Annotated in this window: 16 protein-coding genes and 10 tRNA genes; 3 read left to right on the plus strand and 23 right to left on the minus strand. The window is 29.4% G+C overall.

The features are described from left to right. Positions 1–62 precede the first annotated feature (62 nt). Positions 63–2852 (minus strand): magnesium-translocating P-type ATPase, encoded by a 2790-nt coding sequence (gene mgtA, locus CXP39_RS03100; RefSeq protein ID WP_027048588.1) that lies wholly within the window; start codon positions 2850–2852, stop codon positions 63–65. 270 nt (positions 2853–3122) lie between these two features. Then, positions 3123–3569 (minus strand): peroxiredoxin, encoded by a 447-nt coding sequence (locus CXP39_RS03105; RefSeq protein WP_027048589.1) that lies wholly within the window; start codon positions 3567–3569, stop codon positions 3123–3125. A gap of 174 nt (positions 3570–3743) precedes the next feature. On the opposite strand from CXP39_RS03105, the gene CXP39_RS03110 reads away from it, so the two are divergent. Beyond that, positions 3744–4751, plus strand: a complete 1008-nt coding sequence (locus tag CXP39_RS03110; RefSeq protein WP_036256568.1) for an NAD(P)-dependent oxidoreductase — start codon at positions 3744–3746, stop codon at positions 4749–4751. Positions 4752–4801: 50 nt separating this feature from the next. Here the strand turns inward: CXP39_RS03110 and gpmI are convergent, their stop codons facing one another. Genes gpmI through tpiA form a run of 3 tightly spaced genes read right to left on the minus strand, consistent with a single transcriptional unit; the run spans position 4802 to position 7993 of the window. Then, positions 4802–6394: a 2,3-bisphosphoglycerate-independent phosphoglycerate mutase gene (gpmI, locus tag CXP39_RS03115; RefSeq protein ID WP_027048591.1), complete on the minus strand. Its 1593-nt coding sequence runs from the start codon at positions 6392–6394 to the stop codon at positions 4802–4804. A 17-nt stretch (positions 6395–6411) separates the two neighbouring features. After that, positions 6412–7227, minus strand: a complete 816-nt coding sequence (locus tag CXP39_RS03120) for a Cof-type HAD-IIB family hydrolase (protein ID WP_051591903.1) — start codon at positions 7225–7227, stop codon at positions 6412–6414. 19 nt (positions 7228–7246) lie between these two features. Continuing rightward, the gene (gene tpiA / locus CXP39_RS03125) at positions 7247–7993 is read right to left on the minus strand and encodes a triose-phosphate isomerase (RefSeq protein WP_036256569.1); all 747 of its coding nucleotides are present in this window, start codon (positions 7991–7993) and stop codon (positions 7247–7249) included. 1251 nt (positions 7994–9244) lie between these two features. Here tpiA and CXP39_RS03130 point away from each other — a divergent pair. Beyond that, positions 9245–9802: a hypothetical protein gene (locus tag CXP39_RS03130; protein WP_027048594.1), complete on the plus strand. Its 558-nt coding sequence runs from the start codon at positions 9245–9247 to the stop codon at positions 9800–9802. Further along, on the plus strand, positions 9792–10541 hold the full coding sequence (locus CXP39_RS03135; protein WP_027048595.1) for a hypothetical protein: 750 nt from the start codon (positions 9792–9794) through the stop codon (positions 10539–10541). Before CXP39_RS03130 ends, CXP39_RS03135 begins: the two co-directional genes overlap by 11 nt. 157 nt (positions 10542–10698) lie before the next feature. On the opposite strand, the gene CXP39_RS03140 is transcribed toward CXP39_RS03135, so the two are convergent. The 18 genes from CXP39_RS03140 to CXP39_RS03230 all read right to left on the minus strand — a co-directional run bounded on the left by CXP39_RS03140 (position 10699) and on the right by CXP39_RS03230 (position 24202). After that, positions 10699–11241: a methylated-DNA--[protein]-cysteine S-methyltransferase gene (locus CXP39_RS03140; RefSeq protein ID WP_051591904.1), complete on the minus strand. Its 543-nt coding sequence runs from the start codon at positions 11239–11241 to the stop codon at positions 10699–10701. A gap of 32 nt (positions 11242–11273) precedes the next feature. Beyond that, positions 11274–11996: a glucosamine-6-phosphate deaminase gene (nagB, locus tag CXP39_RS03145; protein WP_027048596.1), complete on the minus strand. Its 723-nt coding sequence runs from the start codon at positions 11994–11996 to the stop codon at positions 11274–11276. A 125-nt stretch (positions 11997–12121) separates the two neighbouring features. Then, entirely contained in the window at positions 12122–12595 is a 474-nt protein-coding gene (locus CXP39_RS03150) for a hypothetical protein (protein ID WP_027048597.1), read from the minus strand. Between the two features lie 2 nt (positions 12596–12597). After that, the gene (locus CXP39_RS03155; protein WP_157823750.1) at positions 12598–14727 is read right to left on the minus strand and encodes a glycoside hydrolase domain-containing protein; all 2130 of its coding nucleotides are present in this window, start codon (positions 14725–14727) and stop codon (positions 12598–12600) included. A gap of 221 nt (positions 14728–14948) precedes the next feature. Continuing rightward, a tRNA-Phe gene (locus tag CXP39_RS03160) sits at positions 14949–15024 on the minus strand. A 5-nt stretch (positions 15025–15029) separates the two neighbouring features. Beyond that, positions 15030–15106, minus strand: a tRNA-Asp gene (locus CXP39_RS03165). Positions 15107–15109: 3 nt separating this feature from the next. After that, positions 15110–15185, minus strand: a tRNA-Met gene (locus tag CXP39_RS03170). Positions 15186–15206: 21 nt separating this feature from the next. Further along, a tRNA-Ser gene (locus tag CXP39_RS03175) sits at positions 15207–15299 on the minus strand. A 50-nt stretch (positions 15300–15349) separates the two neighbouring features. After that, positions 15350–15426: transfer RNA gene (locus tag CXP39_RS03180), tRNA-Ile, on the minus strand. A 10-nt stretch (positions 15427–15436) separates the two neighbouring features. Then, positions 15437–15513 (minus strand) — tRNA-Met (locus tag CXP39_RS03185). Between the two features lie 17 nt (positions 15514–15530). Then, a tRNA-Ala gene (locus CXP39_RS03190) sits at positions 15531–15606 on the minus strand. A 7-nt stretch (positions 15607–15613) separates the two neighbouring features. After that, positions 15614–15690: transfer RNA gene (locus CXP39_RS03195), tRNA-Pro, on the minus strand. A gap of 69 nt (positions 15691–15759) precedes the next feature. Then, positions 15760–15836 (minus strand) — tRNA-Arg (locus CXP39_RS03200). A gap of 172 nt (positions 15837–16008) precedes the next feature. Then, positions 16009–16083 (minus strand) — tRNA-Cys (locus CXP39_RS03205). A 591-nt stretch (positions 16084–16674) separates the two neighbouring features. Further along, on the minus strand, positions 16675–19995 hold the full coding sequence (locus tag CXP39_RS03210) for a PQQ-binding-like beta-propeller repeat protein (RefSeq protein WP_157055062.1): 3321 nt from the start codon (positions 19993–19995) through the stop codon (positions 16675–16677). Positions 19996–20085: 90 nt separating this feature from the next. Beyond that, positions 20086–21696 carry a hypothetical protein gene (locus CXP39_RS03215; protein WP_027048600.1) on the minus strand — a complete coding sequence of 537 codons (1611 nt, stop codon included), beginning with the start codon at positions 21694–21696 and terminating at the stop codon, positions 20086–20088. A 17-nt stretch (positions 21697–21713) separates the two neighbouring features. Continuing rightward, the gene (locus tag CXP39_RS03220; RefSeq protein ID WP_027048601.1) at positions 21714–22907 is read right to left on the minus strand and encodes a hypothetical protein; all 1194 of its coding nucleotides are present in this window, start codon (positions 22905–22907) and stop codon (positions 21714–21716) included. Between the two features lie 227 nt (positions 22908–23134). Then, positions 23135–24202 (minus strand): hypothetical protein, encoded by a 1068-nt coding sequence (locus CXP39_RS03230; protein ID WP_027048603.1) that lies wholly within the window; start codon positions 24200–24202, stop codon positions 23135–23137. Positions 24203–24264 lie beyond the last annotated feature (62 nt).

The following is a 24264-nucleotide window of genomic DNA, read 5'->3' on the forward strand; positions in this document are numbered from 1 at the left end:
TCCTCCATAATTAGTTTATATTATAAAGCAAAAAAGCAAGGTATGAAACCTGCTTATTTATTTTATAATCAGCTTTTATAAATTTTAATATACCCAACTTTAACAGCTTGAGCTAATCCTACGTATGACAATAAAATACCTAAAACAATTGGTGCGTATCATAGTGGTGGAGATTGCATTTTCAATAATGTTGCTGCTGGTGTAAATGCAAACACAAAGGCACATCCAGTCACAATTCCAGTAGACAGCATCACTGGTCATGGAGCACGTGATTGAATAAATGGAATTTTTTCAGTTCTCATAATTTGTACTACTCATGCTTGTGTTAACAATCCAACAACAAATCATGAAGCATTAAATTGCGCTTTTGCTTGAGCCATCGCTTCTAGGTTACCATTAGCATTATTGTAATCTCCAATGTATCCTAATCCAAATCCAGCAATAGCAAATGTTACTAAATCAAACACAGAACTTACTGGTCCATTAATCAATGTAAATGGAACTAAGGATTTCGCATTTCATCGTTGAGGTTTTGCCACAAAGGTGTCATCAACTCTATCTAATGCAATTGCAAATTGTGATAGATCATATAATAAGTTTTGGAACAATAGTTGAATTGGTTCCATTGGTGAAAAGGCTAGCAATGGAGCCACTATTAACATTGATAAAACATTTCCAAAATTTGAAGCAGTTGTAATCTTCATATACTTAAGAATATTTCCAAAAATTGTGCGTCCTTGAACAATTCCCTTTTCCAGAACTAATAATGATTTTTCCAATAAAATAATATCTGACGCATCTTTAGCAATATCAGTTGCATTGTTAACTGAAATTGCCACATCTGATTGACGAAGAACTGGAGCATCATTAATTCCATCTCCCATAAATCCAACAATATGATCATTTTGTTTCAAAACTTTAATAATCTTAACTTTTTGCAACGGATTCAATTTGACAAAAATATTATTTTCCTCAACCATACGTCGCAATTGAATTTCATTGGCTTCATCAATCTCTTTTCCTGTTACCAATCCAGAGATTTTTAAATCCACCATTTTACAAATTGAGCGTGTTATATGTTCATTGTCACCTGTTAAAATCTTTAGTTGAACACCATATTTATCAAGCAGCTTAATCATTTTTTTTGCTGATGGTTTTGGTGTGTCTAAAAATGATGCAAATCCAAAGAAAACTAACTCTGATTCATCACCAACTTTAAATGTAGTTTTACCATCAGTAATATCTTTATAAGCAATTCCCAATAGACGCTTTCCTTCTTCATTGATTGAATCATTGTACGCTAGCATTTGACGTTTTAAATCTTCATCTAAATCAACAACTTTTCCTTGGTAGTAAACTTTTGTACATGATTCAATTACTTCTTCAACTGACCCTTTAGTAACCATTGTTGTTCCAACCTCATCAGTTTTAAAAACAATTGTTAGTTTGCGTCGATTAAAATCAAAAGGAATTTCATCAATTTTAGTAACTGAGTCTAAAAAGTTTGAATTTATTTGACTATTATTAGCAATATAATCAATCACAGCTTTATCCATTGGGTTTTTTAAACCTGTTTGAAAATAACTGTTAATATACAATAATTTTAATAGTCTCTCGTCACGTTTTTTATCAGTTGTTACAAAATCAATTAATTCAATTTTGTCATTTGTTAAAGTTCCAGTTTTATCAGTACACAGAATATCAATTGAACCCAATGACTGAATTGATTCTAATTTTTTAACAACAACTTTATTTTTGGCCATACGTGCAGCTCCACTCGCCAAGTTTGTAGTTACAATCATTGGTAACATTTCTGGAGTTAGTCCAACTGCTACTGATGCAGCAAACAATGTTGCAGTAATTCAAGCTTCACTTGCATCTTTACCATTTAAAGTTCAAGTAATTCCATTAATTGTTAATACAATTGGAATCATAACTAACATAAAAATAATTAGCATTCTAGTAACGTTTCTTACTCCTTTTTCAAAAGAAGAAACTGGGCGTTTTTCCATAATTGATTTGCTAATTGTTGAGAAATAAGTATTTCTTCCTGTCCCAACTGCAATTGCAATTGCAGAACCTGAAATTACGCTTGTTCCTGTAAAACAAATATTTTCTAAATCTAAAATATTTTCAGTATCAACTGAATTTTCAGCATGTTTTTCAACAGGCATTGATTCTCCTGTTAATGAAGATTGGTTAATAAATAAATCTGTTGAACGAATAATTCTTACATCTGCTGGTATCATATCACCACTTGATAAATAAATTAAATCACCAGGTACTAATTCACGAACATCAATTTCTTCTCCCAATTTAATTAAACCCAGTTGATTTGTTTGACTAACAGTTGTATACACATTTAATTGATCATCATTTTGATGACGAATAATTGTTGCTTTATTATTTACAATATTTCCTAGTTTTTTAGTAATAAAAAAACTTTTTGCTGATTGGACTAATGACATAGTCCCACTACTAATAATCATTGTAGCAATGATAACTACTCCGATATAATCAAAAATTTCTGGTCCACCCTCTTCTGTTCCAAAATTTCCAGTCGAAAAGCTAATAACATTAAATGCCAAAATTAACATTAAAATAATATTAAATGGTCCAAAAAATGCTTTAATAAATTCTGAAAATCAGCTAAAACGTGATTTGTCCAATTCGTTTTTACCATATTTTTCAAGGCGTTCTTTATATTCTTCATTTGTTAATCCAAAGTTAACTAAATTAAACTCCTTCAAGATTTGAGTTTGATCTAATGTTGAAAAATTGTGCAAAACTTTTTCATTTGGAAAGACATTTTTGATTTTATCAGGAGCTCTTTTTGATTTGTTTTTAATCATTTTTCTCCTTATTTTTAAGAATTGAATAAAATTAAAAACTATTTATAGATTTTGAAATCGATAGATAATTTATAGTATTATTCAATAATTTACTTATGCTGGTACGGGACTCCGGACTGTCGGAAGCCGGTAAAGGACTTGATGCCATAAACTATCACCTCTTTCTTACTTAACTTATTATAACTTGTAAATTGAATAAAAAACCACTGAAAGTTTTTAAAATAAAAAAATAGTCAACTTAAATTGACTATTTTTTGCTATTTACAACTATTATATTGTTTCTAAAAACTCAATAATTTCGCGAACATGTTTGGTTGGCTCAACATCTCTAAATTCTTTAATAATTTCAAGTTTGTTATTTAATACAAATGATGAACGCTCAAATTTTTCAAACTGTTCACCACCTAAATCAATAATTTCGCTTGATAAATTAAAAGCTTTAATCAATTCTTGGTTTTGATCGGAAATTAATGGATATTCTAATGCAAACTCTCCACAAAATTCATTGTTATAATCTGCTTTATCTTGACTAACACCAATAACATTAAATCCCATACTTTCAAAAACAGCCAAAAATTTTTGATATTGTTGAACTTCTAACGAGCATAATCCCGTTTTTGCTTTTGGATAAAAGAAAATTATAATCCCTTTGTCCCCCAAAAGTTCTTTTAGCATTACAACTTTTTGCTGATTAGTTAATAATTGAAAATTTTTCATTGTGCTCACCTTCCTTGGTTATTAATATAATATGCTTTTTAAATCCAAAATAATGATTTTTTTACTAAAAAGCGCATTTTGAAAAACTATTTGGTGTTTGAAATTCAAAACTCTCTGAGTTTATCAAATGAGTTATTAAATGAAAGTAAAATTTTGATATACAAAGGAGATATTATGAAAATATTATGTTATGGAGTAATTAAATCTGAAATTCCAGTTTTTAAAAAAGCTAATGAACCTTACAATAATGAGTTAATTTTTAAATCTGAGTTATTAAATGATGAAAATGTTAATGACCTTCCAGAAGGTCTTGATGCAATTGTTTTATTTGTCAACTGTGACGCCAATGCCAAAAATTTACAGTTTTTTAAAAATAAAGGTGTTAAATATATCGTTACTCGAACAGCAGGATTTGATCATATTGATTTGCCAGTTGCAAAAAAACTTGGTTACAAAATTGGTAGAGTTCCTGCCTACTCTCCAACTGCAGTTGCCTCGCTTGGTTTTGCAGCAGGAGTTTCAATGCTGAGAAAAACAGCTTATATCTGTAATCAAACTGCCAATCGCAATTTTAAAATTGATAATTCAATGCTTGCAAAGGAATTTAGAAATTCTGTAATTGGAATTATTGGTACTGGCAAGATTGGTTATGAAACAGCAAAATATTGAGCTAGTGTCGGAGCAACTGTTTTAGGTTATGACATTTATGAAAATGAGAAATCCAAAGAATATTTGGTTTATACCGATTTAGATACTTTACTGACAAAATCTGACTTAGTTTCGCTTCATATTCCATATATAAAGGGCCAAAATGAGAAGTTTGTTAATGCAAAGTTAATAAGCAAAATGAAGAATGGAGCTACTCTAATTAACGTTGCTCGCAAAAACTTAGTAGATCTTGAAGCTGTTTGTAAGGCTGTCAAAGATAATAAACTTTGAGGATATGCAGCTGATGTTTTTGATTACGAAGAGCGCTTGATTCATAAAAGTTTCGACAGCGATCAATTAAGAGAAATTGTTCCAGTTTTAGAAGAAGCTATTGAGCTTTATCCACGTATTTTAATAACTCCTCATATTGCTTACTTAACAGATGAAGCTGTCAAAAATATGGCAGAGGTTTCCTTTGCCAACTTACAACAGTTAGTTGAAACTGAAACTTGCGATAATCTAATTCCCGAATAAAAAAAATAAAAAGGACTCATGAAACTTGATGAGTCCTTTTAAACTGTTAACTATTTTTTAATCATTGAAGGTTGAGTCATTTCACTTGGAATTTCCAGTCCCATGATTTCTAATATCGTTGGTGCCACTTTTGCAATCGCAGCATCTTGTTGAACTAATTCAATTGAAGAATCAGTAACAATAATTGGTACATAAGATGTAGTGTGTTTTTTATTTGGTCCGCCTTGAGCATCCAACATAATTTCAGCATTCCCGTGATCTGCTGTAATAACCATTACCCCATTGTGTTTTAATACAAATTCATCATGAATTCGTTTTAACTGTAAGTCTAGTATTTTAACTGCCTCAACAGTTGCTTGATTATTTCCAGTATGTCCCACCATGTCACAATTTGCAAAGTTTAAAACTATTAAATCAAATTCATTTTTGTCAACCTCTTCTAACAGCTTATCAGTAATTTCGACAGCGGCCATTTCTGGTTTCAAATCATAAGTTGCCACTTTTGGAGAAGCAATCAAATCAATGCTTGCTCCCGGTAATGTTACTTCTTCAGGAGCTGCAATTCCATTTTTGAAGTAATCATTTCCTCCATCAAAAAAGAAAGTTACGTGAGCAATTTTCTCAGTCTCGCCAATTCGTAATTGCTTTAATCCTAATTTAGATATATATTGCCCTAAAGTATTATCCAAAGGATGTGGTGGATAAGCAATAAATGGTGAAATTACTGAATCAGCATATTTCATTGTTGAAACAAAATGAATTGAGTTACCAATAAAAGGTAAAGCTGTAAATGCCTCATCATTTCAAGCATCATATCCAGGATTAGTCATTATTGATGCTATTTGAATCGCGCGATCAGGACGAAAATTAGTAAAGATCATTGCATCTCCGGCTTTTAATTGTCCATTAACATCATTGATATTAAAAGCAGGATCAATCATTTCATCATCTTTTCCTAATGCATACTGAGATTCAATGTAGGCAATTGGATCGGTAAACGATTTTATATTATCACGAGTAACAATTGCTTTGTAGGCTTCTGCACTACGTTCAAAGCGCTTGTCACGATCCATTGCATAATAACGACCATTAATTGATGAAATTACTCCAATTTCATTATTTGCTTTAATCTCATTTAGCAGCTTGGCAACATATTCTTTAACCACTGTGGGAGCTGTATCTCTTCCATCAGTAATCAAATCAAACTTGATATTTGTCAAGCCAAATGCTACTGCAGCTTTATAAATTGCAATCATGTGATTCATATGAGCGTGAACTCCTCCATCTGAGAATAGTCCCATTAGATGCAAAGCTCCATTATTAGATTGTGCATATTTAAATGCCTCAACATATTCTAGATTTGTAGCAATTTTATTAGTCTTAACTTCATTGTTTAACTTTGCTAAAGACTCAAAATTAATTCTACCTGCTCCCAAATGAATGTGGCCAACTTCAGAATTTCCCATTTGACCTTCTGGTAAACCAACTCATTCTCCTGAAGCATGAGCTTCAACATGCGGATATTTTGTTAACATTTCTTTTACAAATTTCATATCAGCATTGGCAATGGCATTTCCAGGAGTTTGAACCTCAATCCCTCAACCATCTAAAATTGCTAATATTACGGGTTTTTTAACTTGCATTGTATTTCTCTCTTCTTCTATTTTAAAATATATTTTTCAATTAAATGCTTAACTGCTGCATCATGTCCATGAATATCAATATAAAGATCAGCAATATCTTTAATATTTTGAACTGAGTTTGACATTGCCACGCCAATTCCGGCGTGTTTAATCATTGAATAATCATTCATTCCATCTCCAACAGCCATCATATTAGCAATTGGAATATTTAGGTATTCACTAAACCAATCAAGCGCAAAACGTTTATTAATTCCGGTAGCGTTAATTTCTGCTACAACATCATCTCCTGAAGCAATTTCAAGATTAGTTTGTTCTCTTAATTTTTGAACAAATCCTGGTTTTGCTCCTAGTGCTAATAATTTAAAAAACTTAAAATCAAAATTTTTAGAAACTTCATCATATTGCTGAATTTTTCCATCAAAAAATTCTGCTTCTCCAAAATACATTTTGTCGTTACGATATTGAACGACAACATTTTTCAAATCATCAACATATCCTCAAATTTGTGTTCCAGCAAATTCAGGTTGCTTTGCTAATTCAAAAACATATTGCGCATCCTTTGCATCAATTGGATTAGATGCCAAAACTTTTTGTTGTTGCAAATCATAAATACAAGCACCATTACAGCCTGCAATGATTGCGTGGTTACGAACCAACCCGTGGCCTTCTAAATTATTTTGCTTTGCTAATACTGGGCGTCCTGTTACAAACATTACACCAACTCCTTGGTCTTGGGCCTTTTTAATTGGCTCAATATTGTCTGGCACGATTTCTCCCATTTTATAGTAACTTGTTCCATCCATATCTAATACTAATAATTTAATATTGTTCATCGAAATTTTCCTAACTAGATTATTTATTATAGTTAACTAATGCTAAATAATCGTTTGCTAATAGTGATGCTCCACCAACTAAAGCTCCGTCAATATTTGGCATTGACATTAATTCTTTAATGTTATCTGGTTTTACTGATCCACCATATTGAATTGTAATTTGATCAGCTGTTTGTTGATTATAAATTGTTGCCAAGTTTTGACGAATCGCTTTACATACTTCTTCAGCATCTTGACTAGTTGCTGTTTTACCTGTCCCAATTGCTCAAATTGGCTCATAAGCAATAATTGTTTTAATGGCATCAGTTGCTGTTATTCCTTCATAGGCAGCTTTAATTTGTCCATTTACTCATTCAATCGTTTTTCCAGCTTCTTTTGTTGCCAATGTTTCTCCACAGCATACTAGTGGAATCATATTTGCTTGTAAAATAGCTTTTGCTTTAGCATTAACTGTTGCATCAGTTTCATTAAACATTTCACGTCTTTCTGAATGTCCAATAATTACGTATTCAACTCCAATTTCTTGCAACATTTCAATTGAGATTTCACCAGTAAATGCTCCGTTTTTTTCAAAGTGGACATTTTGAGCAGCAATTTTAACGTTTTTTGCATTTGTAATTCCTGTTGATAATGCTGTAAAAGGTAATCCTAATCCTGCAATAACTTCGCTATTATTAGCACTTTGATCAACTGCTTTTAAAAACTCCTTAACAGCAGCATTTGTTCCATTCATTTTTCAATTCCCAAAAATAACTTTATTTCTCATAATAATATTCCCTCTATATTTTGACTTTCTTATAGATTATATAACTTATAGATTTCTTTTGGAAATTAATTGTTTAAAAGCCTGTAAATATAAATCATTTTATTTCTTAATTAGTAGAAAATATTTATTTTTCAAGAATTATATTTTTTATTGCTACTAATTATTAAAAGAAATTTTACAAAATGAGTTATCTCATTTATTAATTTCGTTACGCAACAATTCTTAGTTATTTAAATATTTACCATCAATACATGAATAAAGGGTATTCTTTAATATATTTATCGATCAGCATTTTTGCATGTATACTTGAATTAAACAAAATAATCTCTTTAAAATTTTATGAGGAACTAATCAATCAATTAAAACCTACAAATCTTATTTTTGATCTCTAAAAGTCTTAGGAGTAAGTTAAATATTTTTGGAAAAGTATGATCAGTATTGATGTAAAATATTTTGTCCTTTTTAATATTTACTTTTAAATTAAATTTTTCAGACTTTTACTTGATACTACCTAAAGAGTAAATTTTCATATACTTCTTTAGTTAAATATTTTACAAATCAACATATTAGCAATATTTTGATACATTTTACCAAACTTAATCTCAAATTATTTTACAGCTTTTTTAAATAATATATTTTCATCTGTAAGTATACAAGTAGCGGTTATTTTTTGTCCTGCAAAACCATATATTTAAATTTTTATACCAGCGAATTTGTAGCTATTTTCTCTACGTTTATTAACAATGACAAATTCTTTCCTATTTAGACTATCTTTCTAATTTTGATTAAATTATTTTATTTAGGAAATTATTTTTCGATAATAACTTTTTATTACCTATTAATTATATTTAAATTCTTCAACGACCTCGTTACTCTTAAAATATTTTATAATAAAAAAAGTTGGAACATTTTAATCCAAAATATGAAGCATTTTAGTTATATTAAATGCAAATTCTAAAGGCTCAATTACTGCTTGACCATTTTCACTTTTATTTGTAAAAGTTCAAATGACTTTACATGCAAAAATAGATGTCTAATGAAATTTAACGCCTTGGATCTTCATTAGATTTTTCTCTTGCTGCCATATAACGGATTGATTTAATATTTATTTATCAAATAGGTATTTAAAAAAGCTACAATCAGTTTTGAGTTCATTAATAAAATTATAGTTTAGAATTTTAGAGAGATAATTTAATTGAGAACAGACACATCAATTAATTGGGCGGGCGGGCGGTGATTTGGAGAGACTTTATGCCAAAAACATTATTAATGTTTTCTTCTGCAATAGGATTAAGTATTTCGCCATTATTATATTTTAACAATTCTATTAACAATATTGAAAGAAAAAATGTGACACTAAAAAATGCCAAAGACATTGATATTATTGACTTTAATAGAAAACTTTATTTAGAGCAAAACGGTGAACTGTCTAACACTCTTAAAGTTGAAAAACTTTTAAAATACTTGTCAGAAAATGAATCTACATACAAAATTTTAAGTCAATATTCATCTCCAAGAAATGATGTTGAATATTACTGATGAGGTTATAAAATTTTCTTCGACTGAGAAACCTTGAAGCTAAATGGCAATCCTGGATTAAATCCTACAAAAGGAGTTTCAGTAGGTACAGTTGTAAAGTTACTTAAAATATTTCTACCAAAGGTACTAAAGGGTGGAATTATTTTAGGAGGGGCAATATTGCTTGAAATAGCAACATGCTTGGTTGCTAAAAAGTTTTGAGAAAATAGTAGTGGAGTTGTTGTTAGAATGTTGTGAATTGGAATAATGACAGGATGCTATGACCAATAAATTAAAAGTCAATTCCCTACTGAATTTAAGTATTTTAACATCTCTAAATTTTTTAGAATATTTAATTTTTGCATTAGTTTTTGATGCTTCAGTTTATTTCAAGATATTATCGCCCTTTGTAATAACAGGTCTATCATTTTTGCTTAATTACATGTGATACTGGTTTCTTATTAAAAAAATAAAACTTGATTCAAATTTAACTAACTCCAAAGTTATGTATTATGACATTATGCTCAATATTTTAAGTTTAGTAATAGTTAGCCTTGTAGCTATTAAAATTATTTTGAGTATAAATTATTCATTACTAAAATATGTTAAATTCATAATACTTAATATTACATTGACTATTCTAATAGACTTTATTCTTTTGTATTTACACGCAAGGATTTTAAGCAAAAACTTTTTTAGTTCTGCAAAGTATACTTTCAGCGATTTTATTAGTTTTTTATTAATGATTTTTTCAACATCAATTGTTTGTTCTATTATTTTACTATTGTTAAAATACCAGTTAAAAGATTATGTTGTTGACGAAAAGTTTTCAATCTTTGATGGCTATGTTTATTCAAATATTTTTATAATGATAACAATGATAACAGTCTCTATTTTTGAAATAATATGTTTTGTAATTTCTAAATACTTAAACAAACCTAAAAAAATATTTTGATTAAGTTTTTTTAGTCTCAATCCATTTATTTTTTTGATAGCATTAAAAAAATATAGATCAGCAAAAAATAACTAGTATACTAACTGTCAAATATATCATATAAAAACAAATAAACTATTTTTCTGAAAAAATAAAGTTGAGTATTAAAAAGCACACTAATTATTATGATGTGCTTTTTAAATTTTCATTCTTTTTTTGCAACATCATGTTTACGATAACTCAAAATATTTCTTTAATCTTGAAGAATATCTTCTTTGCTTTTTTCGTAATCTAATAATCAACGCTTTCGCTCAATTCCACCATTATATCCGCCAAGTTGCCCATTACTACGAATCACCCGATGACAAGGAACAATAATTGTAAAATGGTTTGCTCCAACACAATTTCCAATTGCTCTTTGTGCATTTGGTTTTTTAATTTTTAGTCCTAATTCTTGATAACTTAAAGTCATACCCGACTTAATTAGCAGCAGTTGATTCCAAACTTGTATTTGAAATTCACTTCCCTGGTAAAAGATTGGAATAGTAAATATTTTTTTAGGATTTATAAAATACTCTTTAATTTCTTTTTCAACCAAAAGCGAAATTTTTGTGGTTGCTTGTTTTAATGTTGTTTGAAAACCTTGCTCAAATTTCTTAAACTTTGGAATCTCGTTTATTTGATTACGAAATTTTAAAAAAAACAAATAATTATTATCAGTGATACTTATCATTTCTCCCAAAGGAGTTTCAAAATTATTTATATATAATATCTTTTTTTTATTAGTTCTAAGCATTATTATACCCTCTTAAAATAATATTAAAAATATTATTTTTCTAGCAAACTTGCTGCTTTTTTATCAATAATAATTGTGGTATTGGAATGTTTTTGTAAAATTGAGCATGGTCATTGTTCAGTAACTTTGCCTTTTACTAAATGATAAACAGCCTCTGCTTTATTTGATCCTGTAGCAATTAAAAGTATCTCTTTTGCATTCATAATTGATGCTAAACCCATAGATACAGCTTGAGTCGGAACTTCTTCTTTAGTAGAAAAGAAACGAGAATTTGAACTAATAGTTGATTGTGCCAAATCAACAACCGCTGTTTTTGAGTCAAAACTTGTCCCCGGTTCATTAAAACCGACATGACCATTAACTCCTAATCCTAGCAACTGTAAATCAATTCCCCCTGCAGATTCAATACTATTATCATATTGTTCTGGATCTTGTAGGTCAATTCCCGAAGGTATAAAAGTTTGAGCTTTATTAATATTAATGTGGTCAAATAAATTTTGATTCATAAAATAACGATAAGACTGTTCGTGGGTTGGCAGTAAACCTTTGTATTCATCCAAATTAAAAGTTGTTATTCTGCTAAAATCCAAATTATCTTCTTGACACTTTTTCACTAAAGTTTGGTAGGTTGTGATTGGAGTGGACCCTGTTGCTAATCCCAAAACAATTTTCGGATTTTGTTTAATTCTTTCTGCAATAATATTTGCAGCTACAGTTCCTGCTTCCTGATTGTCCTTAACAATAATAACTTCCATAAAGTTCCTCATGATTTTCTATATTTCTATATAATCATATCAATTTTAGAGTTTTTTTCCATTATAATCAGTGAAGATAAAATACAAAACAAAAAGTCAAATAAGTTTTACTTTTAAGGTTTCTGTTATTTATTTTTGATTTTGTTTAGGCTTGCCATTTTTTGAGCAATTTTGGTTTTTTTAAAAAAGTAACGTTTTGATTTTTTAAGAGGCTTAGAACCACAAATTCTGGGCTCTTGGTTACCATTAACTATGCAAAAAAAGTACTTGTCAAAAAATAAAATATAGCCAATAAATAACAGTTCAAGGCTAAAAGCTATCAAAGATCATACAATTTGTTTTTTGACAGTATACTCATTCGTAATATCATATCCAAAAAAAGTGGGAGAGTATGTTCATATACTTCCTTTAATAATTGCTACAATAATGAAAATGCCAAAACCAATCGTAAGACATAAAAATGGCCATGAAAATTCTTTATCATCTTTTGCTAATCAAAATTTAATAAAATTTACGCCAAGATAAAAAGAACTAATTACAAATAATACTAGTGCTAATAAAAGAAATAGCTCTGTAATTAGTGAATAAAAATTAGTCATATCTATCCTTTCTTGTTAAATGTATCTACGTAATTGCGAATTACTTTGTAAGCGGTAGTTTCATCATTTTTAGCCTTTGGTGAAAACATTTTTAAAATGCTTGAATTCAGTTTGAAATTTTTGTTAATTTCGTTAAGCAAACTAGTGTCTCTATAGTTTAAATTAAACTTCTGGTTACTCATGATTTTGGAATTCTTATTTCGAATATCTATATTCTCATATATTTTGTAGTATTCCTTTTCTGACATATAATTATTGCTTCTTAAAAAGTTAAGCTTTTTGACCAAGTTTGAACCTTGAATTAATGCTTCTAATCGAACGCTTGGAATAAATTCAATGTTGCCCTGTTTAGGAGCATTTTCTGGTGAATATGCGGGATAAGCTAATAATGTATCTCCTGATAAATATTGAATTTCTTTTGGACCTCCATACTCATCACGTTCCTCATAGTCTGAAGATCAAGTAGCAAATTTTGGATTTCATGCATTTAAAGAATATTTCATATAATGTCCAGCATTTTCTTTTGATAATGCTAATAATAAGTAAGAGTTTATTCCCGGTTCAGCTCTTGTCAAATTAAACGAGTTGTCAGCATCTAAGAAGTACTGCCCAGTTTGTTTGCCAAGTTTTTTTCGTTCTTTTACAAAGGCTGAAAAATTGGCGTTATTTTCGTTATAGACATCTAAAAAGTAAATTCAAATCATATCCGCATTATATAATTTAGTAATGTTACTATAGTCAATATCGCGTTCTCATGCACTCATTGCAAATTTGTAATTTGAACGTGTTTTGTCATATTCGTCTAGTCATGCAATAATATCAGCATTAACAACAGTTGATTTTTCATCAGTATAAATAATGTATTCCATATCAGGGGTATCAATAAATTTGCTTTGACGTTTTTCAGTAATTTGATCAAGAATCATTTTCATATTTTGATTACCCTCAATTCCTGATCCAAATGGAATTTTGATATGTTTTTTTAAAACTTCATCATAAACGTAAAATGAATCTGAGTTTAGAGCTCAGCTTGATTGAAACCCTTGCATATAAAATTTTCGCATCCCTATTTCATACATTTTTTCTAAATAAAATTTTAATGCCTCTCAGCTTCTTTCAGTCGCGTAAATTTTGCCATCCGCTGATCGTCTTCATTCCATTAATGACATATTAATTGACTCTGATGTTCAATAATATTTATCTAAATTTGATGGATCAATAACTGGAACAATATTTGAAATAAACGATGTATGTTTTTGAACTTGAGCCATATACTTATATTCTTCTTCTAGATAACGTCATGTATGATTTATGAATTCCAAAGGATTAGTAGGATCTTTTATTTCTTTGGGGATTTGACCTTGCTGTCAATAGTTAGCTGCTCGTGAAAAATTTGAAAAGGCAAAAACTGATGTTTCAAAGTCTTCAGTTGGTAAACAATATTCACTGATGTTTAAATAAATTGTGTTAGTTGTAAGAACTGTGCCATTTTTTTCAATATTCACTTTTATCTTTACTGACTGTGCTTCTGTTTGAGGAGTTGTCAGAATTCTAAAATAAGCAACATTTACTTTATTTGCCACAACATTGTTAAGTACTTTTTTTTCTGTCATTTTTTCAGGCACTAATAAAGTTTCATGAACTCCAGACGGGTTTAAAATTCTTAGTTTATTATTGTAATTTTTTGAAGCATAGACAAAATCATTGAATCCATACTTTATATAAACTTTTTTGTTGCTTAGTTCTTCTTCATTTTGAATTTTTATTTCAACACCTTCATTGTCTATGTCTACTTTGTTAGTAAAAACAATTTGTGTATTTACATTATCATTTTTTCAAGCATTAAGATTTATATCAGGCTTATATGCATACTTATAAGAGTCAAAGTTTCCATAAAACTTTGCATTATTTATATCTTTTGATAGTTCTGTAGGCTTGTAAAGTGCCATATTATCGGCTTCATCAGCAAAGAAAGCATGATAGTCATTGTTATTCACATGACCCTGATTTTTAAATCCAGATAAATATACATTACGCCCACTAATATGACTAATATTGAAATATGCAAAAACTCCCAAAAATGATGCCAAAAAAACCGTTAATGTTGTAGCTCATATAAATATCTTTTTCACTACCATTGGCCTTTCAGTATAATATATATATTTTTTCAAAAAAAAAAAAAAAAAGCAAGTAGTTTTAGCTAAAAAAGCCAAAACTACTTGCATACCAACTAATATCTATTGTCTAAAGTAATTATTTACCCTATTTCTTTAAAAATACAACATAATGGTTTGTTTTTAAAATTCAAATTGTTAAATAAAAAGTGACCTCAGTCACTAATTTTATATTTCAATGGTGGTCGTGGACGGAGTTGAACCGCCGACACGCAGAGCTTCAATCTGCTGCTCTACCAACTGAGCTACACGACCATTAATGGCGACCCCAACGAGACTCGAACTCGTGATCTCCTCCGTGACAGGGAGGCGCGATAACCAACTTCGCTATGGGGCCAAATGGTTGCGGGGACAGGACTTGAACCTGCGACCTTCGGGTTATGAGCCCGACGAGCTACCAACTGCTCCACCCCGCGTTACCTTGTTTGTTTTTAAAATGGCGGAAGATGAGGGATTCGAACCCCCGCTCGGGTTTCCCCGACTCTCGGTTTTCAAGACCGATCCCTTCAGCCGGACTTGGGTAATCTTCCGTGATTATTTTGTCCGGTATCCACATCACCAACATTTTTAATTTCAATGATGGTGGACCTTATTGGACTTGAACCAATGACCGTCCGGTTATGAGCCGGATGCTCTAACCAACTGAGCTAAAGGTCCTTATAAATAATGGTAGCGGGACCGAGACTTGAACTCGGGACCTTTCGGGTATGAACCGAACGCTCTAACCAACTGAGCTATCCCGCCAAAAATAATAATAAAAATGGTGGACCCTAACGGGATCGAACCGTCGACCCCCTGCGTGCAAGGCAGGTGCTCTCCCAGCTGAGCTAAGGGCCCATTTAAATGGTCGGGAAGACAGGATTCGAACCTGCGACCCTTCGGTCCCAAACCGAATGCTCTACCAAGCTGAGCCACTTCCCGATAACAATGGTGTTATCATAAATATTTAAATCTTCAATAACAACATCAATTGGCGTTTCTAATAAAAAGTGGTGCGCCCGAAGGGACTCGAACCCCTAACCTTTTGATCCGTAGTCAAACGATCTATCCAATTGATCTACGGGCGCGTGTATAATAAATGCCTTCATTGTTATTGGTCACCAAAGCCATTATTAGCGACTTTTATATTATAGCAAAACATTTGAATTAAATACAATAGTTTTTTACAAATTAATTAAAAAATATTAATGATTTTAAAAACAAAAATAGCACCGTAATGCTATCTATATTTTAACAAATTGGAGGCACCAATCGGATTCGAACCGACGATCAGGGTGTTGCAGACCCACGCCTTAGCCACTTGGCCATGGTGCCATATAATGTACTTTATAAGTATAAATAAATATTACTCATATTCCAAGTGTCTTAACCAAAAAACTTATATCCACGCTATTTTTACAAATTATTACGCTTGAATATTTTATAATTAATTAAGAAGTGCAGTAATTTTTAATTTATTATCTATTGAAGCAAAACAAGGTTTTCTTATTTTTAAAGTACTTAAGAAAATTGACAAAAATTTTTAAAAAGTGTTTCGCCCATCTTCAATTAATATTCGTACATGAATTACAGCAGATTTTCGGCTTTTTAGCATAATAATATTTGCAAATTTGTGAGGTATTTTAGTATTTTATTGATTCCCATATTACATATTAAAATTTACTAAAAATTTAAGTATTTTTTAAAAATTAATGTAACTGTAATTTAACACAAGTTTTGAAAAATTGACAAAATAAAAACTAAATTAACACCCAACAAAATTTGCTAAACTATTTAACTTTAGTCTTTTTAATTCAAAGTATATTATTTAATCGCTCATTATATTATATATAAGTTATCTTGAATTGTATTATGAATATAAAAAAATTATGATTAGATAATCATAATTTTTTTATATTCATAGAGCTATATTTTTAACGTTATATTAGAATCTCTAATTCCAATATAATTGTCGCCAATGAAATATAACTCACCCATTACATTTTCAAATGAATTAAAGTTTTTGTTAACTGCAAAAGTTGCGCTTTGAACTTTTGAGAGTGCATCACCTTTTATCTGATAAATATTAGCAGAGTTTTCTGTGCTAAAAAATAGATTATTACCCAATTGAACAAATTTTGTAGCAGGTACATTAATTTTATTTATAATTGGTGAGTTGCTTACTTCTTTCGCTGAACTAGCACCATTAACAATTGATCTAACACCATCATTTCCTATACCAGTTGAGTAAAAAGTGACATCTTTAAATGTTTCGCTTACTGCAAACTGTTTTCTAATAGAACCAAAATTTTGACTAGTTATATTTCTAATAGTTCCTGTGTTTGGTGAGTTATTTTTGTCCTCATAAAACATTGGATATGTGTCGGTATTTATTGTATTAAATCAAATAGCATCTTCGGTAGCTAACATATTGTAGATAGTTCTTGTATAACTACCCCCTCAACTTTTTTCTTGAACCTTATTTGTTGAATCAATTGTATAAGCTTTTCTATTTAAACTTAAAAAGTATAACTTGTTATTGAATATCTGCATACTTACAATCTTGTTATTACTTGTCCCTTGATCAAGAGCTTTTATCTCATTGTCCTTATCCATTGAGTACACTTTTCCATTTGCTGCTCCAATGTAAATTTTATTGTTATATACTTTTGCAATGTTTGTTGTTTCGCTCAATGTGCCGATTTCTTTATATTCTCGGTTTGAATTATAAGTATGAATGACCGTTTTTCCATCCTCATTTGAAAAGATATAAAGCTGATTATTGTATGATACGGAAAAATCATTTTTTACATCTGTTGTCTGAATGTCTTTATATTCATAATTTATATTTGTAGCAATTTGGAAAGAATTTTTTTGGTTACTTAAAAGTTCAAAACCTGGCTTAGTTTCAAATACAATTTCAAAATTTGTTTCACTTTCCTCATTAATTTTAATGTCAGTTATTTTGTACATTGGATCATCAATTTTCATTAAGAAATCAAAGAATATGCTTCGGCCTTTAAAACTTTGTTCGCCTATTTTTGATTTTACAGAGTTAGAAACAGTGTCAGTTCCAATACGTTTTACATAACTCTTATCAACAGTGAAACTATTTAAGTTTCCCTTTAAAAGAGCATATCCATTTGCTGTATCGAATGTCACTGCAAATGTTTTTGTAACAGCTGCTTTTGAGTAAGTCGCTTTGAGATTTTCGATTCCCTTATACTTAAATTCTGTTTCAATTGCTGCGACAATTTGTTCAGCTGTTTCGTAGCTTTTGTTGGCCAAATAATCTTTTAAACTTGTTTCAATTTTTGAAGTTTCCAACAAAATCGCATATTCTTTTTCAATAACAAATTTGTTCTCGCTGCCCTTTTCAGTTGTATAGCCAGTTTCAGTTTCAATTGTGACTAAAAATTGCTTGTTTATTGATGACGTTGATTCAATTACAGTAAACTTTTTAATTCCCGTATATTTAAATTCTGTTTCAATTTTATTAACTATTGCATTTGAAGTTTCAAATTGAAAACCACTTAAGTAGTTATCCAGATCTGCCTTAATTTTTGCAATTTCTAATATAACAGCATATTCTTTTTCAACTGTAATTTCTTTCAAATTATTTTTATTCATTTGGTATCCGGCTGTTGTATCAAAAGTTACTGTTAAACTTTTTGCAACCGCACTACGAGAATTTGTAACTTTAAAATTTTCAAGTCCTTGATATACAAATCTTGTCTCAATTTCATTTATAATGTCGACTTCTCTTTCAAAGTTAAGTTGATTCAAATGATCTTGTAATTTTGCTTGTACATCTGCTGTATTAATTATTTTTGCATAATTTTGATTTACTTCAATTTCAGCTATATTTTTCATATCACTAAACAAATACCCTTCATCAGCTGTTAGTTGTACTTTGAATGTAGCATTAATAACTGATTTACTATTTGAAACTTCTTTTACTTCAATTTGCTTGACACCTGTTATACTTGTAAGCTGAATTTGCTCAATAACTTCTTCAGGCGTTTCATAAAATTCTTTTAGTTTAAGATTTGAAATAAGTTCTGCTTCAGCATTTTTTAAATCAATTAATTGAGCATAACTAAAGGTACTGTAAAATGTTGGTTCTTCATTATCATTTAACTTATAGTCAAAATCAAGATCAAAAGTGATTTTAAAAGTATTTGCTGTCAATTCTCTTTGATGTATTTTAGAAACTTCTGCTCTAATATTTTTAATTCCACTATATTCGAATTTTTTGATCACACTAATCACTTCTTCTGAACTGCTCAAATGTCCTTTAGATTTTACAAATATATTTAAGCTGCTTTCAATATTTGCTAGGCTAATTACAGTTCTTTCATCAATCGAAGCTGTAATTTTATATGTCTTATCCTCAGTTTTACCGTCTTTTCACTTATAGTCATCCTCAATTGAAACTGTGACTGCAAAAATAACATCGCCATATATTGTTTTTGATTCGCCTTCGTAAACGGATTTAATATTCTTAACTCCAAGTGCTTTTGCGGAATTTTCAATTGCTTGTTGAGCATTAGCAACAGAATTAAAAGTTTCCGCTACACTTTTTTGAAGGTTATTATAAACTTCTTCAGAATCTACATAATCTCTACTATCAATTTGAACTACAACGCTTATTTTAATCATGCTCGTGTCTGATGCTCATTTATATCCATCCATGGCTATAATTGTTAGCTCATATTTTTGCTTATAAACTTTATCAGATTCCACAGAAATTTTTTCTTCAGGAACAATATTCGTAATCAAAGTGTCACTAGTTCTACTTTTATTGTATTTTAAAATATGTTTTTTGGCTTCAAGAGGACTTTTGAAAAAGTCTTGTTCTTTGGTTATATATTCGTTTAAATTTTTTTCATAATCTTTTTCATTAATCAGATGGCGATTATCAACGTAAGTAGTTAGTGTAAAAGTTTGTTCATAACCAGGAACATCTCAAGTTGTTGTTATTTTATCAACCAAACTTAGTTTTACATCAAATGCTACATAGTTGTTAATAATAGATGAATTGCTAAAAATTGGATTAACAGATTCAACAATAACCGTATTGATCATTGCCAGTTTTGGAAAGTCAGTGATTGCTTTAATTGCCTGATCTATATTCGCATAACTTTTAGTGTCATTGAAATTTTCAATAAACTGATTTCGAATATCTGTAAAACTGACTTTTTGAAGTTGTTTCTCAGTAGATGTACCTTCATTTTGCTGTTCCATCTGTGTGCTAAACAAACTTAGTGATGCCGGGGCGATAATAATACTCGAATATAAAATTTTTAATATATATTTCACTTTATTTTTTCCTTTTTACTTTGATAAAAGCTTTGTAATATCAATTTGATTTCCAGTTTGCGTACCCTCAGTTCATTTAAATTCATCTCGCAATTTAAATGAAACTGAAAGAATAACTTCCAACTCTTTTTCAAAGTCGCCTTCTATATTAATACTATTTTCTACTAAATCTAATTGCTCTTTAAATTTAGAATTTTCTAAATATGTTTTAACTTTTGCTTCAATGTCATTATTATTTTCAATGTTACTCATCTCGTTCATATATGTTGAAAACTCTTCCAATAAAGCTGTCGGATTCACACTCTTATTAATAAAAGTTATATTGTTGATTTCAAAAGAGGCAGTATTTGATGTTCCATTAATAAGTTCTGGCTCGGCATTAGTTCACTTATTCATTTGGTTCAATATAACGAACATTTTTAGAGTATTGGTTTTTTCATCATATTCCAAAGTTGTAATTATTGCACCTTTATCATCAAAATTTAAATTTTTGTTAATGTCATTGTATAGTTCTGGAGCAGACTCATACTGCTTATTACTATTAAGTATGAAATCATTTATTTGTTTTTGAATTTCTTTGTAAGATGTCTCAACTCGATTATCAATTTTGACTGAATTTAGCTTGAACTCCTTATTTCCATTATCATCAGGTTCTCCCAATCATCTATATTTTTTAGCATCTATTGTTGCTTCAATTGTTGAATCAATTAATGCTATCGGAACAGAAGTATTATTGTCAGAGTTTTCCTTTAACAAATAGCTAATTCCATTATTGTTTAAAGATTTATGAGCAGCGATTTCTTTTTTAAACTCATCAACTGAATTGTACTGTCCTTCAAGAAATTTCACTTTGATTTCTTCAACTTCTTTAGAAAAATCAATATCTTCTCTACCGTCAACTCGTTGTTCAATTTCTAATACTTTTACGGCTCCATTTTTAGTATCTTCTCATTTAAAGTCATCTTTTAAAGAAACACTAATACTAAAATTAACTACTTCATTTACTGGCAGATTTATATCTTGCTCGTTTAAGTCACCACTCACAATTTTATTTATAATGATGTCTTTTGAAGGCAAAATATCATTTGTTGAGTTAGCAATTCTCAAAAGTGTTTTTTTAACATCCAATACTGTTTTAGGTCCACTTTTCGCAAAGCTATTTTGCAAATATAAACTAATTGTTTCCTTAACCTCAGATTCTGTATAAACATTTCTTTCATCAACTTTTACTGCTGTTGTAAATTTTATTGTTGATTTTTCATCATTTTCTCAAGAGCTTTCGCTTATGGGAGTGACGTTAATGTCAAAAATGTAATAACCATTCGCTTTTGAGTTTTCCTTAATTGTGGTTTCGTTAATTTGAGCTTCTACCTTCATGAAATTATTGCTAAGATTTTCAAAGGCACTTTTGGCTAAATCAAAACTGTTGTATGTCATATTTGATAAATTGTTAATTTGTTTTTTAACTTCTGAAAATGTCAATGTGTTTTTTTCATTTGCTTTTGATATTTCACTTTGCTCATTATTATTTTGCAAAATGTCAATTTTTTTTGCTACTTTTGGAGCTGCGATTGCTGTTCCTGCAACAATTGAAGCGGCCCCCATTAATGTTAATATTTTTTTCATTTTTATCCTTTATATACTTAGTAAAACTGGTAATTCTTTTCCAATTCCACTTTGTTATTTTGCCCATTTTTTCATTTATATTCTTCACTTAAAGTAAATCCTATTTGAATTGTATTTTCTTCATTAATCAAAACTGTAATTGATGAATGAACAAGATACTCTTTTTGATAAAGAGTCTGCTCTATTTCAAATATAGTTTGATCAGCTGACAATTTTTGATTTGTAATTTCATTTATTTCTTTGTCTAAACTTTCAAATGATACTGTAAAAGATTTTACGATTACTTCGATATTGAAAATCTTTATTAGCTCATCAGGGTTGATATTTCACTTGTGATTTTTGTCTAATATAATTGACAGATTCATAAGGAATATTTCTTTATCTTGTTTTATGTTGTATTCAACTTTTGTAACAAATGCCTTGTTATCAAATAAAGTTATATCGCTGAAGAACTTTATAGCTTCTTCAACAGATTCAAATTGTTTTTGATCAAATTTTTGTAACTCTTTTTCAATATCATCAACAGCAATTTCTTTACGATTATCAAACTTTATTAATAAATCAAAAACATAATTATCGTAGAGACCATCATCTCAAACGTAGCGTTGTTTGTCTTTAATTGCAGCTTCAATCGTTACTAAAGATTCTTCTCTCTTTGTAGAGTTCTTGTTAACATGATATTTGTACGAAATTTTTTCATCACTATTGTTTTTTAATAAAATGAAGTCATCAAATTTATTATCTTGCAAATCAAAGACAACATTATTGGTGTCTTGCTTAAAGCTTTCTAAAACTTCTTCCTTAAACATAACTTTTCGCTCATCGATTTTGATGCTAATACTAAAAGTCAATGTGTCATAAGGATTGTTTGTATCGTTTCACGCATAATAGTTATTTGGTGTTGCCTCTATTAGAACATCGTAGATTAAAATAGGCTCATCTTTTTGTGTAAACTTTTCTACAAATGTGTCACTATACTTTGCGTTTAATGAGGCTTCTTTTCAGTTACTTTTTTCAATATCGTATATTGGAGAATTCTTTCCGGTTTTTGCTTTATAAGTTTTTTTACCAAAACTATCTACCAATTTAATTTTAAAGTTTTCAATATTAATCTTTGTATCGGCTTGATTTTTTAGTCCATAAAAAATCACTAACCCATATACTCCAATGAAAATGAAAACTGCCAAAATACATAATTTCAAACTTTTCATTTTTGTTTCCTTTTTATATTAGTTATTTCTAATACAAATTAAATAACTAAGCTTTCTTTTTGTTAAGAGATTTTTTTTCTTCTCTTTTGAAAATATATACATTTTTTGTATCGTGTTTTCTGTATTCTTTTTTAAAACATTTTCAGCATAGAACCATCTCTGTTTTTATATACAAATCTTCAGTTCCTACGGATATATTAATTAGACCCACATTTTCTATTGAGCATTTAGAGCATTTCGGCATGTTTACTTTTTCCTTTTTCTATAATAATTTCAAAACTTTGGTTTGAAACTATATTATTTTCGTATTGATAATTTTCTTGTAGTTTTGGGATTACCTCAAAACTAAAAACTTCATTATTAGTTTCCAAATCTTTTATCCTAACTTCTGATACAGCTTCATTATTGTATCTACTACTTAGTCTCGTTTCCAAGTCATCAGCACTTAATATTGGCGACTCTGAATTTAAATATTCTATTAAGTTTTCTAGTTCATTTTTAATAATGCTAAAATGTATTTTTTTAAATATTTTAAAATCTTTGTTCTGATAGAAAATATAAGTTTTTATACTTTCAGAACTCTTATCTAGCCAATAATAATTTTTTTCTTTGAGCAAATTTACATATATTTCTTGATCATTTTTGAAGTATGATATTTCTCCAAATGATACTCCCGATGGTAAACTTATTTGCGAAATTTTTCGAACGACTGTTTCTATTGAATCAAAGTATTGGTTATCTAAAACTTCTTTTATATTTTCAAAAACTAAGTCACTGTCAATTAATACATCTGTATTAAAAAAAACAAAAACTGAAAAACTTTTTTTTGCTGGAGAATTATCAGATCACTCGTAACCATTATTTAACTCAAAAATGGCTTCGTATTCCACTAATTTATTGCTTACTTCATTTTGACTTTTTTTGAGAACTTCAAATTGCTTAATACTTTCATTTTCAGAAAATTTGCTTTCAAATTCTTTCAAAAAATCTTCTTCGAAAATGTAAGTTTGATTGTTGAATGTACTAACTTCTTTTTCAAAATTAATAGCATCTACTATTTTGATTTGAACTTTTTTAGAGGCATTCACTTGGTAAACAAAATATCCGGATATGGCAGCTATGCTAATACATAATAAAAATAGAATTGGTATAACGATTTTCCTTTTTCGAGTATTTATGAAATCGTTTTTAAGATATCAGGCCCTTATTTTTATTCTTTTATATCTGGTCCTAAAAAGTTTTAGCTTATGTTTTCACGCATTTTTTATGCGCTCGACACTATAATTTTTTTTCATAATTCATAAGCTAAACTCCTTTGCCATTAAAACTTTGTATTTTTTATAAAAAACAAGGTTCA

The organism is Mesoplasma syrphidae (genome assembly GCF_002843565.1).
GTDB classification, from domain to species: domain Bacteria; phylum Bacillota_I; class Bacilli_A; order Mycoplasmatales; family Mycoplasmataceae; genus Tullyiplasma; species Tullyiplasma syrphidae.